General features: G+C 72.6%; 13 protein-coding genes and 1 pseudogene. 8 read left to right on the top strand and 6 right to left on the bottom strand.

Annotated features, from left to right (window positions below):
- Positions 1-80: 80 nt before the first annotated feature.
- The 6 genes and pseudogenes from ASF78_RS16710 to ASF78_RS16685 all read left to right on the top strand — a co-directional run.
- Positions 81-1,397 (top strand): annotated as a pseudogene (locus ASF78_RS16710) (nicotinate phosphoribosyltransferase); the annotation flags it as partial.
- Entirely contained in the window at positions 1,394-1,993 is a 600-nt protein-coding gene (locus ASF78_RS16705) for an isochorismatase family protein (RefSeq protein ID WP_056592018.1), read from the top strand. The pseudogene ASF78_RS16710 and the gene ASF78_RS16705, both read left to right, overlap by 4 nt.
- On the top strand, positions 1,990-2,817 hold the full coding sequence (locus ASF78_RS16700) for an NUDIX domain-containing protein (protein WP_235518662.1): 828 nt from the start codon (positions 1,990-1,992) through the stop codon (positions 2,815-2,817). The genes ASF78_RS16705 and ASF78_RS16700 overlap by 4 nt, the downstream gene beginning before the upstream one ends.
- The gene (locus ASF78_RS16695) at positions 2,814-4,682 is read left to right on the top strand and encodes an NAD+ synthase (protein ID WP_056592015.1); all 1,869 of its coding nucleotides are present in this window, start codon (positions 2,814-2,816) and stop codon (positions 4,680-4,682) included. Before ASF78_RS16700 ends, ASF78_RS16695 begins: the two co-directional genes overlap by 4 nt.
- A gap of 15 nt (positions 4,683-4,697) precedes the next feature.
- Positions 4,698-5,018 carry a cupin domain-containing protein gene (locus ASF78_RS16690; RefSeq protein WP_056592011.1) on the top strand — a complete coding sequence of 107 codons (321 nt, stop codon included), beginning with the start codon at positions 4,698-4,700 and terminating at the stop codon, positions 5,016-5,018.
- On the top strand, positions 5,015-5,284 hold the full coding sequence (locus ASF78_RS16685) for an acylphosphatase (RefSeq protein ID WP_056592008.1): 270 nt from the start codon (positions 5,015-5,017) through the stop codon (positions 5,282-5,284). The genes ASF78_RS16690 and ASF78_RS16685 overlap by 4 nt, the downstream gene beginning before the upstream one ends.
- Positions 5,285-5,287: 3 nt before the next feature.
- Here ASF78_RS16685 and ASF78_RS16680 read toward each other — a convergent pair whose 3' ends face one another.
- Positions 5,288-6,043, bottom strand: coding sequence for a hypothetical protein (locus ASF78_RS16680; protein ID WP_056592004.1), 756 nt, complete (start codon positions 6,041-6,043; stop codon positions 5,288-5,290).
- Between the two features lie 9 nt (positions 6,044-6,052).
- On the opposite strand from ASF78_RS16680, the gene ASF78_RS16675 reads away from it, so the two are divergent.
- Both ASF78_RS16675 and ASF78_RS16670 read left to right on the top strand, forming a co-directional pair.
- On the top strand, positions 6,053-6,643 hold the full coding sequence (locus tag ASF78_RS16675; protein WP_056592001.1) for a carboxymuconolactone decarboxylase family protein: 591 nt from the start codon (positions 6,053-6,055) through the stop codon (positions 6,641-6,643).
- 183 nt (positions 6,644-6,826) lie between these two features.
- Entirely contained in the window at positions 6,827-7,825 is a 999-nt protein-coding gene (locus tag ASF78_RS16670; RefSeq protein WP_056591998.1) for a substrate-binding domain-containing protein, read from the top strand.
- Positions 7,826-7,879: 54 nt separating this feature from the next.
- On the opposite strand, the gene ASF78_RS16665 is transcribed toward ASF78_RS16670, so the two are convergent.
- From ASF78_RS16665 to ASF78_RS16645, 5 genes are all read right to left on the bottom strand, one after another.
- On the bottom strand, positions 7,880-8,998 hold the full coding sequence (locus ASF78_RS16665) for a bifunctional 2-methylcitrate synthase/citrate synthase (protein ID WP_056591994.1): 1,119 nt from the start codon (positions 8,996-8,998) through the stop codon (positions 7,880-7,882).
- Positions 8,999-9,091: 93 nt separating this feature from the next.
- On the bottom strand, positions 9,092-9,985 hold the full coding sequence (gene prpB / locus ASF78_RS16660; protein WP_056591991.1) for a methylisocitrate lyase: 894 nt from the start codon (positions 9,983-9,985) through the stop codon (positions 9,092-9,094).
- A complete protein-coding gene (locus ASF78_RS16655) occupies positions 9,985-11,511 on the bottom strand; it encodes an MmgE/PrpD family protein (RefSeq protein ID WP_056591988.1) in 1,527 nt (508 codons plus the stop codon). The genes prpB and ASF78_RS16655 overlap by 1 nt, the downstream gene beginning before the upstream one ends.
- Positions 11,512-11,539: 28 nt before the next feature.
- Complete coding sequence (locus tag ASF78_RS16650; protein ID WP_056591986.1) at positions 11,540-12,259, bottom strand: 5'-methylthioadenosine/adenosylhomocysteine nucleosidase; 720 nt, start codon at positions 12,257-12,259, stop codon at positions 11,540-11,542.
- Complete coding sequence (locus ASF78_RS16645; protein ID WP_056591983.1) at positions 12,256-12,708, bottom strand: S-ribosylhomocysteine lyase; 453 nt, start codon at positions 12,706-12,708, stop codon at positions 12,256-12,258. Before ASF78_RS16645 ends, ASF78_RS16650 begins: the two co-directional genes overlap by 4 nt.
- Positions 12,709-12,754 lie beyond the last annotated feature (46 nt).

Raw genomic sequence — 12,754 nt, 5'->3', positions numbered from 1 at the left:
GCCACAGAGTATTTATGGTCAATCGGACCACATCGGCGGTGGCCGGAGAGCATTATGGTCACTAGACCACAACGACGGCTCTCCTCACCGACCACTACGAGCTCACCATGCTCCGCGCGGCGCTGGCCGACGGCACCGCGCACCACCAGGCGGTCTTCGAGACGTTCGCGCGTCGGCTCCCCGACGGGCGCCGCTACGGCGTCGTCGCCGGTCTCGGCCGGGTGGTCGACGCGATCGAGAGCTTCCGCTTCACCGACGCGCACGTCTCCTGGCTCCTCGAGCAGGGGATCGCCGACGAGGCCACCGCCGACTACCTGCGGACCTACCGCTTCACCGGGCAGGTCGACGCGTACCGCGAGGGCGAGATCTACTTCCCGAACAGCCCCGTCCTGACCGTCTCCGGCACCTTCGCCGAGTGCGTGATCCTGGAGACGGTCGTCCTGTCGATCCTCAACCACGACACCGCGATCGCGTCGGCAGCCGCCCGCATGGTCAGCGCCGCCGGCGGCCGCACGCTGGTCGAGATGGGATCCCGCCGGACCGCCGAGCGCGCCGCCGTCGCTGCCGCCCGCGCCGCGTACATCGCCGGGTTCGACGCCACCTCCAACCTGGAGGCCGGCTTCACCTACGGCGTCCCCACCCGCGGCACCGCGGCTCACGCGTTCACCCTCGCCCACGCCGACGAGCCCGCCGCGTTCGCGTCGCAGGTCGCGACCCTCGGCGCCGGCACCACGCTCCTGGTCGACACGTACGACACCGCTCAGGGCCTGCGCCACGCCGTCGCCGCGGCCGGCGCGGACCTCGGGGGTGTCCGGCTCGACTCGGGAGACCTCGCCGAGGGCGCCCGCGCCGCCCGCGCCCTGCTCGACGAGCTCGGCGCCACGACCACGAAGATCGCCGTCACGTCCGACCTGGACGAGCACCTGATCGCCGCGCTCGCGGACGCCCCCATCGACGTCTACGGGGCGGGCACCAGGCTCGTGGGCGGCTCGGGTCACCCGACGGCCGGCATGGTCTACAAGCTCGTCGCGATCAGCGACCGGCCGGGCCGTGACGCCGCGATGCGGCCGGTCGCGAAGAAGGCCGCCGGCAAGGGAAGCGTCGGCGGGCGCAAGGTCGCCTACCGCAGTCTCGACCACGCCGGGTACGCCACCAGGGAGACCGTGGTCGTCCGGCACCTGCCCGGGGCGCCCGAGGCCGGCCTGGGCCGCGCGCTCCAGGTCACCGTCATCTGCGACGGCCGGGTCGTGCACCGCCCCACGCTCACCGAGATCCGCGGCCACCACCGCGGCGCCAAGGCCGAGCTCCTCCCGCTGGACCTCGCCCTCGAGGCCGGCACCCCGCGTCTGGTCGCGGACCCCACCGCGATCGGCAACCTGATCGGAGCACCAGCGTGAAGAGCGCACTGATCGTCGTCGACGTCCAGAACGACTTCTGCGAGGGCGGCACCCTCGCCGTCGCCGGGGGTGCGGACGTCGCCGCCCGCATCACCGACTACCTCGAACGGCGCGGTGACACCTACGACGTCATCGTGGCGACCCGCGACTGGCACGCCGCCCTGCCGGACACCAACGACGGGCACTTCGCGGCCGACGGGAACCCGGACTACGTGACCACCTGGCCCGTGCACTGCGTCGCCGGGACGGAGGGCGCCGAGTACCACCGGGACCTCGTCCTGCCGGAGCGGACCGTGCACGTCGTCAAGGGCGAGTCGCGCCAGGACTACTCGGGGTTCCAGGGGCGGGTCGTGGACGCGCCCGCCGGCCAGGAGCGACTGACCGACCTGCTGCTGGCCCGCACCATCGCCCACGTCGACGTCGTCGGGATCGCCACCGACTTCTGCGTCGCAGCGACCGCGATCGACGCACGCCGCAAGGCTGCGACGATCGTGTCGGTGCTGACCGACCTGACCGCCGCCGTCGGCACCACGACGACGATCCGGGCGCTCACCGAGCTGACGCAGCGCAAGATCCGCCTGGAGGTGTCGCGGTGAGCACCCCCGAGACCGAGGAGCAGCCCATGAGCGCGACCGCCCCCGAGGGGTACGACGCGACCGCGTACCCGCCGTTCGCCGTCACGGTCGACCTCGCCATCTTCACCGTGCGGGACGGAGCGCTGAAGGTGCTCCTCATCGAGCGCGCCGACGACCCCTACGCCGGCGCCTGGGCCCTGCCCGGCGGGTTCGTCGAGATCGACGAGGACATCCCCGACGCCGCGTGGCGCGAGCTCCACGAGGAGACCGGCATCGACCGGTTCGCCGGCCACCTCGAGCAGCTGGGCACCTACGGCACGCCGGGACGAGACCCCCGCATGCGCGTGGTATCCGTCGCGCACGTCGCGTTCGCCCCTGACCTGCCCGATCCCGAGGCAGGGTCCGACGCCCGCACGGCCCGCTGGTTCGACGTCGACGACCTGGACCTGCCTGGCCTGCAGGGCAGCCACGCCGACGCCGACGTGGCCCTCGCGTTCGACCACGCGATCATCCTCGCCGACGCGGTCGACCGGGTCGCCGCGAAGGTCGAGTACACGCCGCTGGCCACGTCGTTCGTGCCGGAGCAGTTCACGCTCGGCGAGCTCCAGCACGTCTACGAGGCCGTGTGGGGCACCCGCCTGGACCGGTCGAACTTCCGTCGCTGGGTCAAGGACTCCACCGGCTTCGTGCACCCGGCCGCCGGCACCGACCGTCGGCGCACCGCCGGCACGGGCCGCCCCGCCGCGCTGTACACGGCCGACGCGGACGGCCCGACGACCCTGACCCCGCCGTTCATGCGCCCCGCGGACGCCCGCGCCCGGCGCCCCACCCAGGAGACCTCGTGACCCGTCTGCGCGTGATGCTCACGCAGCTGCCCGTCCGCGTCGGCGACCTCGCCGGCAACACCGCTGCCATCGCCGCGTCGGCCGGGCGGGCGAGCGCCGCGGGCGTGGACGTCCTGCTCGCCCCCGAGATGGCGGTGACGGGCTACCCCTGCGAGGACCTGCTCGCGGAGCCCGACTTCGTCGCCGCTGCGCAGGCCGCCGTCACGACCCTGGCCACGGGTGTCACGTCCACCGTCGTGATCGTCGGCTCACCCTGGCGCGCCGACGACCTCCCCGGCGCCGGTGGCGCCCGGGCCGAGGCGTGGGCAGCGGACGCCGCACCGCGGTCCCTGCGCAACGCCGCGCTCGTCCTGCACGACGGGCACGTCGTCGCCGCGCACGCGAAGAGCCTGCTGCCGACGTACAGCGTCTTCGACGACACCCGGCACTTCGGTGCCGGGGTCCGGGACCAGGCGCTCTACCGGGTCGAGACGGTCGACGGTCCGGTCGTCCTCGCGGTCCTCGTCTGCGAGGACGCGTGGGACACCACCATGGTCGCCGAGGTCGCGGCAGCCGGCGCGCAGGTCGTGCTGGTGACGAACGGCAGCCCGTACCACGTCGGCAAGCCCGCCCTGCGCCTCGCCCAGCTGCGGACCGCCGCGGCCGCCGCCGGCATCCCGGTGGCCTATGTCAACGCGGTGGGTGGTCAGGACGAGCTCGTCTTCGACGGTGGCTCGCTCGTGGTCGACGCCGACGGCACCGTCCTGGCCCGGGGTGCGGCGTTCGCGGCCGACGAGCTCGTCGTCGACGTCCCCGTGGGACCAGCGCGACCCGTGCTGCGCACCGTCGTCGACCTCGGCGTCGGCGCACCCCGCCGGCCCGTCGTCGACGTCCCCCGCGTGGCGGACGAGCTCGACGTGGACGCCGAGGTCTACACCGCGCTGGTCACCGGGTTCGGTGACTACTGCCGCCGCTCGGGCGTGCCCCGCGTCGTGCTCGGTCTGTCCGGCGGCATCGACTCCGCCCTCGCTGCCACCATCGCGGTCGACGCCCTCGGGGCGGAGAACGTCTGGGGCATCGGGATGCCTGGTCCGTACTCGTCGGCCGGGTCGGTCGGCGACGCGCGCGAGCTGGCCGACAACCTGGGCATCCGGTTCGACGTCGTGCCGATCACGGACGCGTACGAGGAGCGGCACGCGGTCCTGGACGGTCTCGTCGACGAGGTCGCCGTTGCGCGCGGCCGGGTCCCGGACCCCGTCGCGTGGGAGAACCTGCAGGCGCGGCTGCGGGGCGCGACGCTGATGACCGTCTCGAACGCCGTGGGCGCCCTCGTCGTCACGACGGGCAACCGCTCCGAGAGCGCCGTCGGGTACTTCACGCTCTACGGCGACAGCTGCGGGGCCATCAACCCGCTCGGCGACCTGCTCAAGACGACCATCACCCTCGCCGACGGGACGGTCCTGCCCGGCGTGTACGGGCTGTCGCAGTGGCGCAACGACCAGGCGCTCGTCGCGGGTCGGGTCCCCCCGATCCCCGCCTCCACGCTGACCAAGCCGGCCTCGGCCGAGCTGGCGCCGGACCAGCAGGACAGCGACTCGCTGCCGCCGTACGAGGTCCTCGACCCGCTGCTGGCCGCGTTCCTGGAGGAGCACGCCTCCGCACAGGACCTGGCCGCGGGCCTCGTCGCGGACGGCTGGGCGTGGGACGTCGCGGTCGCGACGGTCAACCGGGTGCTGGGGCTGGTCGACCGCAGCGAGTTCAAGCGCCGGCAGGTCGCGATGCGGGTCAAGGTGTCCCGCCTCTCGTTCGGGCGGGACCGGCGGATGCCCGTGGCCAACCACTGGTCGCACGCCGACGCGGTGGTGCGGGACGCCGTCGCGGCGTGAGGGCACACTGGGCCGATGCACCTCCTGACCGGCGCCGGTCTGCCCGGGGCGACCGCGTACACCGAGCACCTCCGTGTCCCGGCGCTGAGCGTCGGCACCTACGTGCTGGCCGTCGGTGACGTCGACGGCCAGCAGCCGCACACCGAGGACGAGATCTACGTGGTCCTGTCCGGCCGGGCGCGGCTGTGGACCCCGGACCTGACCGTCGACGTCGGACCGGGCGCGGTCGCGTTCGTGCCGGCGCTCGAGCCCCACCGGTTCGTCGACATCACCGAGAACCTGCACGTGCTCGTCGTGTTCGGGCCGGCCGAGCACAGCAACGGCGACCCGTCGTGATCCGCCGGAGGCTCGTCGTGCGCGGCACCGTGCAGGGCGTCGGCTACCGGTGGTCCCTGACCCGGGAGGCGCGCCGGCTCGGGGTGCAGGGGTGGGTGCGCAACCGACCCGACGGGACCGTCGAGGCTGTGGCGGAGGGGACCGAGGACGCCCTCACGGCGCTCGTCGCCTGGTGCCGGACCGGTCCCGGGGGAGCGCAGGTGACCGGTGTCGACGTCATCGACGAGGCGCCGCAGGGGTTGTCCGGGTTCGACATCGAGCCGTAGCGGTCAGCGGACCCACACGCGCAACGGGCCGACCGCGGCGAAGCCGACCGCGACCGCCGGATCGAGGTCGGGTCCCGCCTCGTAGCCGACGAGCGGGTGCGCGCCCAGCTCGCGGCGGGCGACCGCCGCGAGGTCGGACCAGACCCGCAGAGGCGCCTCGCGCACCGCGTGGACGTTCGACACCCCGACGACGGTCGCGTCGCTCGTGCCGGACAGGTTGAGGGCGGCGACGGCGAGCGGCCCGTCCTCGTCGGCGGCCAGCAACAGGCGGACGGCGGGGTCGTCGACCACGTCAGACGTGATCGCGGCGGAGCCGTGCGCGGCGAGCCAGAGGGGGAGGAGTGCCCGGTCGACCGTCCGCCAGGGCAGCTCCGGCGTGGTCGGCGGACCCGAGGCCCGTGTCAGCCACTGCGCCTCGAACAGCACCGTCCAGCCGTGCGGGGCGAGGTCGAGGTCGGCGAACGAGTCCTTCACCGACGCACCCGGCGCGTCGTCGACAGACCCGAGCACGTCGGCGACCGGGACGCCCGGGCGGAGCGTGGCGGCGTCCGGGTAGCCGTCGGGTGACCGGCGGGGTGTCGACCACAGGCCGGCACCCGTCGTGGTCGGCAGTCCGTGGGCACGGCAGACGACGTCGCACCAGGCGGCGTTGTTCGCGGCGGCGAGGACGGCGGCATCGGGCACGCCTCCGACTGTGCCCGACGGCCCGTCGGCGGACCAGCCCGGGACGCCCTCGACGCCACCGCGACGCGCCGCCATGATCGGCCCATGAGCTGGATCGACGACGCCACCGAGGACGACGACCCGACAGGCGAGGTGAGGACGGCCTTCGACGAGGACCGGGCGTCGCTCGGCCACGTCGCCAACTACACGCGCGTGTTCGCCCACCGACCCGCCGTCCTGCGCGCCTGGCAGGGGCTGAACCGCGCGGTCAAGGGCATGGACCCGCGGCGCTACGAGGTCGCGACGACCGCGGCGGCGCTGCAGCTGCGGTCGAGCTACTGTGCGCTGGCGCACGGGCGCGTGCTCGCGGAGACGCACATGACCACGGACGCCGTGCGGGCGCTCGCGAACGGTGAGCGCTCGCCCGAGCTGACCGACGTCGACCATGCGGTCGCCCGGCTCGCGGCCAAGGTCGCAGCGGGCGCCGCCGACATGCAGCCGGCCGATCTCGACGAGCTACGCGCCCTCGGGTTCACCGACGACGAGGTGCTCGACGTGGTGCTCGCCGCGGCCGCCCGGTGCTTCTTCAGCACGGTCCTGGAGGCGGTGGGTGCCGAGCCGGATGCCGCGTACCGCGCGCTGGACGCCCCGATGCGAGACGCCCTGACGGTCGGACGCCCGATCGCCTCGGGCTGACGGACCCGGCCGGGTCGCGACCGTCGCCGGCACGGACGGCGGCGGTCATCTTCGATGAGAATTCACCCATACGGGTGGAAATCCACACATTCCTCCTCGCGACCGGGCATGTTAACGCTCACACGGATGTGACCGCTCGGGCACGCCGCACCACGCTCGACGGCGAGCGTCACAGGGGGAGACATGGCACTCGGGAGACGCGTCTGGGGAGCGGTTGCCGCGGGGGCGCTCAGCCTCGGCCTGGCCGGTTGCGCTGGGGACAGCGGTGACGAGGTGGGCGTCGAGCCCGTCGACGACGGCGTCAGGACGGTCGGGTTCGTCGCAGTCGGTCCTGAGGGCGGCTGGCGCAACGCGAACGAGCAGGCGATCAAGGACTTCTTCACCGGGGGCTTCGGCTTCGACCTCAGGTACGCACCTGCGGCGAGCCCGAGCGACCAGCAGTCGCAGCTGGACGCGTTCGCCACGTTCGTCGACGACGCGGTGGACGTCATCCTGCTCACCCCGACCGAGGCGTCGGGCTGGGAGGAGTCGCTCCAGCGCGCCAAGGCGGCAGAGATCCCGGTCATCCTGGTCGATCGCGGCGTCGACGCGGGCGAGGACCTCTACGTCGCTCGCATCGCGCCCGACAACTACCGGGTCGCGTACGCCGTGGGCGCGTGGGCCGTCGAGACCTTCCCCGAGGGCGCGAACTACTTCGTGCTGGAAGGGGTCCCCGGCCTGTCGGTCGTCACCGAACGCAACGAGGGCTTCGAGGCCATCGTCAACGCCGTCGGGAACTTCACCAAGATCGGTGCCCAGTCGGCCAGCTGGAAGACGGAGGACGCCAAGACCGTCGTCGACGCAGTCCTCGCGGCCAACGACAACGACATCCAGCTCATCTTCGCCCAGAACGACGAGATGGGGCTCGGCGCGGCCCAGGCTGTGGCAGCCGCGGGTCTGGTCCCCGGCGTCGACGTCAAGATCGCCACGATCGACGGCACCACCGGTGCGCTCGGGGCCCTGGCCGCCGGTGACCTGAGCTTCGTCGCCCAGTACAACCCGTTCTTCGGTGACGTCGTGTTCGATGTCGTGACGAAGACGCTCGACGGCACCACCGTCCAGTCCAACATCAGCGTCGAGAGCAGCACGTTCGACTCCCCCGAGGCAGCCCAGGCCGCGCTCGATGCCGGTCTGGGCTTCTGAGACCGCCTGTCGAGACCGACGACCGACGCGCGGTCGGGTGCGTGGTCGGGTCGGTCAGCGAACGTCCCGTCGCGCGGGTCCGACGTACTGGCTGAGCGGTCGGATCAGCGAGTTGGCGCTGAGCTGCTCCATCACGTGCGCCGTCCAGCCGGTGATGCGGCTGGCGACGAACAGCGGCGTGAAGGTCGGGGTGTCGAAGCCCATCAGGTGGTACGCCGGGCCGGTGGGGTAGTCGAGGTTCGGCAGGATGTTCTTGCGCTCGGTCATCGCCGACTCCAGCGCGTCGTAGAGGTCGAGCATGTCCTGCCGGTCGTAGTGCTCGACCAGGCTCACCAGCGACTCGCGCATCGTCGGCACCCGGGAGTCGCCGTGCTTGTAGACGCGGTGGCCGAAGCCCATGATCTTGCGCTTGCTCGCCAGCGCGTCGTCGAGCCAGGCCTCCGCGCGGTCCGCGGTGCCGATCTCGGCGAACGTCGCCATGACCGCCTCGTTGGCGCCCCCGTGCAAGGGGCCCTTGAGCGCCCCGACCGCACCGGTGACCGCGGAGTGCAGGTCCGACAGGGTGGACGCGATGACGCGTGCCGTGAACGTGGAGGCGTTGAACGAGTGCTCGGCGTACAGCACCATCGACACCTCGAAGGCCTTCACGACGACCGGGTCGGGCACGTCGCCGAACGTGACGTGCAGGAAGTTCTCCGAGAAGCCCAGGTCGTCGCGCGGCGCGACCGGGTCCTGCCCGCGGCGGCGGCGCTGGTCGAGCGCCACGACCCCGGGCAGCTGTGCGAGCAGCCGCACCGACTTGGCCAGGTTCGCCTCGCGCGACGAGTCCTCCGCGGTCGGGTCGTGCGCACCGAGCACGCTCACCGCCGTCCGCACGACGTCCATCGGGTGGCATGTCGTCGGCAGCGACAGGACCGCGGCGACCACGTCGTCGTCCAGCGCTCGCTGCGAGCGCTCGGCGGCCTGCAGCTCGGCCAGCTGGGCGTCGTCCGGGAGCTCGCCGTGCCACAGCAGGTACGCGACCTCCTCGAACGAGCACTGCGCGGCCAGCTGCTGCACGGGGTACCCGCGGTACAGCAGGGAGTTGCTCGCGGCGTCCACGGAGGAGACCTCGGTGGTGTCGACGACCACGCCGGCGAGGCCCTTGTGGATCTGGACGTCGGACTCAGTCATGCGGTGTGCCTCCATCGTCGTTGACGGATCGGGACGTCCGAGGACGTGCGCGCTCGGGCGACCACGTCCTCGGACGGTGTGCGTGCGAAGACCTCAGAGCCTGAAGTTGAACACGTTCGCGTCGAACTGGCCGTAGGTCTCGTAGTCCAGCAGGTCGTAGAGCTCCGCGCGCGTCTGCATCCGGCCCAGCAGACCGGCCTGGGTGCCCTCGTCGCGGATCGTGTCGAGCCCCGCCATCGCGGCGCCCATGGCCAGCCGCAGCAGCGTGACCGGGTAGATGACGATGTTCATGCCGATGTCCTCGAGCTGGCGCGCCGTCAGCAGCTCGCCCTTGCCGAACTCCGTCATGTTGGCCAGCAGCGGGACGTCGACCGCCGCCCGCACGGCGGCGAACTCGTCGGGACCCGTCAGGGCCTCGGGGAAGATCGCGTCCGCACCCGCGTCGACCAGCGCCTTGGCCCGGTCGATCGTGGCGGCGAGGCCGTCGACGGCCCGGATGTCGGTGCGGGCCATGATGAGGAAGTTCGGGTCGCGGCGACCGTCGACGGCGGCGCGGATGCGCTGCAGCGCGGTGTCCTCGTCGACCACGGACTTGCCGTCCAGGTGCCCGCAGCGCTTCGGGTTGACCTGGTCCTCGATGTGGCAGCCAGCCAGGCCAGCGTCCTCCAGCCCTTGGACGGTCCGGGCGACGTTCATCGGTTCGCCGAACCCGGTGTCCGCGTCGACGATCGACGGGAGCCCGGTCATCCGGGCGATCTGCCCGGCCCGCTGCGTGACCTCGGTGGCCGTGGTCAGCCCGATGTCCGGCAGGCCGAGGTCGGCGGACAGCACCGCGCCCGAGATGTAGACGCCGTCGAAGCCCTTGGCCTCGATCAGCCGGGCCGACAGCGGGTTGAACGCGCCGGGGAGCCGCAGCAGCCGCCCGGACGCGAGGCCGTCGCGCAGAGCGATCCGCTTGTCGGCCGGTGTGGTGGTCGCGTACAGCATCAGAAGAGTCCTTCCGGCGTGCTGACCGTCTCCAGCAGACCCGCGGGGGCGACGACCGTGAGGCCGGCGAGCTCGTCGGCGGTCAGCGACGGCAGCCGCTGCGCGACGTCGAGGAACCGCTCGACCTCGTCGGCGGGGAGCACCCCGGCCGCCAGCGAGCGGAACTTCGCGACGTACTGCTCGCGGGCGAACGGCCGGGCGCCCAGCGGGTGGGCGTCGGCCACGGCGAGCTCGGCGACGACGACCTCGCCGCCGGTGGTCGTGATCTCGACCCGGCCGCCGAACGCCTTCTGCGCGGGGTCGCTCGAGTGGTACCGCTCGGTCCAGGCCGGGTCCTCGGTGGTGGTGACCTTCTGCCACAGCTCGACCGTGTCGGGACGGGCGGCGCGGTCGGGCGCGTAGGACGCGACGTGGTCCCAGGTCCCGTCCTGCAGCGCGACCGTGAAGATGTACGGGATCGAGTGGTCGAGCGTCTCGCGCGACGCCGTCGGGTCGTACTTCTGCGGGTCGTTCGCCCCCGAGCCGATCACGTAGTGCGTGTGGTGGGACGTGTGGATGACGATCGACGCCACGTTGTGCGGGTTGGTCAGGTCCGGGCGGTCGTGGTGCAGGCTGCGCGCCAGGTCGATCAGCGCCTGCGACTGGTACTCCGCGGAGTGCTCCTTGGTGTACGTGTCGAGGATCGCCCGCTTGGCCTCACCGGGGCCGGGCAGCGGCACGTCGTACGCCGCGTCGGGACCGTCGAGCATCCAGGCGATGACGCCGTCCTCGCCCTCGTAGATGGGCGTCGGCGACGTCTCGCCGCGCATCGCCCGGTCCACGGCCTCGATCGCGACCTTGCCCGCGAACGCGGGGGCGTACGCCTTCCACGACGAGATCTCGCCCTTGCGGGACTGCCGGGTGGCCGTCGTCGTGTGCAGCGCCTGGCCGACCGCGTGGAAGATCACCTCGGGGGACAGGTCCAGCAGGGTGCCCAGACCGGCGGCGACCGACGGCCCCAGGTGCGCGACGTGGTCGATCTTGTGCGCGTGCAGGCTGATCGCGCGGACCAGGTCCACCTGGATCTCGTAGCCCGTCGCGATGGCGCGCACGAGCTCCTTCCCGGAACGCCCGGTGTGCTGCGCGACCGCGACGATGGGCGGGATGTTGTCGCCCGGGTGCGAGTAGTCGGCCGCGAGGAACGTGTCGTGGTAGTCCAGCTCGCGGACCGCGACCCCGTTCGCCCACGCGGCCCACTCCGGAGACACCCGGGTACCGGGCTCGACGCCGGACACCGTCGCGCCGTGCTTCGAGCCGGCGTACGGGTGGCTCAGCGCCTGGGCGCGTGCGGTGGACGGGGGGGTGCGCGTCAGCGAGGCGACCGTCACCGCCGCGTTGTCGATGACGCGGTTGACGATCATGTCGACCACGTCGTCCGGCACCTCGACCGGGTCGGCGGCGACCTGCGCGATGGCCCAGGCCAGCTGGTCGGTGCGCGCCAGGCGGTCGGCGCTCGGGTGCACGCGCACGGCGTGGTTCTGGGTCATCGGGTCGCTTCCTGTGAGGTGGGAGACGTCAGCGTGCGTGGGCCATGTCGCCGACGGCGAGCCGGCGCAGGACCTCGACGACGACGGCCGCGGACCGCTCGGCAGCATCGTCCACGTGCGTGAGGAAGTCCGCACCCGCGACCGGGCCGCACAGGTCGGAGATGCCGCGGACCGACAGGAACGGCACCCCGTACAGGTGGGCGGTGTGCGCGAGGGCGGCCGACTCCATGTCGGTGGCCATGGCCGTCGGGAACGCCGTGCGGATCCGGTCGATCCGGCTGGCGTCGACGAACGCGTCACCGGACAGGATCGTGCCGGTCAGGACGCGCAGGTCGACGGCCGCGGTCGCCGCGGCGTCGTGCAGGATCTGCTCGGCCTCGTACACCTCGGGCATGCCCGGGACCTGGCCCAGCTCGTACCCGAACGCGCGCGCGTCGGCACCGGAGTAGAGGTACTCGGAGCCGACGACGACGTCGCCCACCCGCACGTCCAGCCCGACGCCACCCGCGCTGCCCGCGCTGATGACGGCACGCGGGTGCGTGCCCTGGATGGCGACGGCGGCGGCCGTGGCGGAGTTCACCAGCCCGATCCCGCACTGCACGAGCAGCACCTGCCGGCCGCACATCGTCAGCAGACGGTGCTCGGCGTGGCCCATCTGGGTGGGGTCCCCGACGACGTCGGCACGCGCGAGGAACGCGGCCGACTCGTCGGGCATCGCGGTGACGATGACCGCGTCGACGGCGATCACGCGGTGACCTGGGCCCACTCCTGGCGGGCGTCCAGGAACGTCTTCGCAGCCTCCTGCGCGCCGGAGAGCGTGTGGTTCGCACCCCAGCCGCACTGCACCTCGTTCGCGGCCGGCACCTCCGTGGCGGTCGTGATGTCCGTGAGCGTGTCCTGGACCAGGCCCAGCACGTCGTCGTAGGCCCACTCGCCCTGCAGGATCAGGTAGAACCCCGTCTGGCAGCCCATCGGCGAGAAGTCGACGACGCGCTCCGAGTGGTTGCGGGAGTGCTCCGCGAACAGGTGCTCGAGGGAGTGGATCGTCGGCATCTCGAGGTGCGCGACGTTCGGTTGCGTGAACCGGACGTCGTACTTCTGGATCACGTCCCCGGCGGGAAGCTGCTTGGTGTCGGCCAGGCGCACGTACGGCGCGGCGACGGTCCGGTGGTCGAGGTTGAACGACTCGACGTTCATGCGGGGCTGGTTCACGGCACAGGGTCCTTCTCGGTCGGCGACGGAC

Origin of the sequence: Cellulomonas sp. Leaf334 (assembly GCF_001424195.1) — a bacterium.
GTDB lineage: Bacteria > Actinomycetota > Actinomycetes > Actinomycetales > Cellulomonadaceae > Cellulomonas.
The sequence above is the reverse complement of the archived record's forward strand: the minus strand, read 5'-3'. Positions and strand labels throughout refer to the sequence as shown.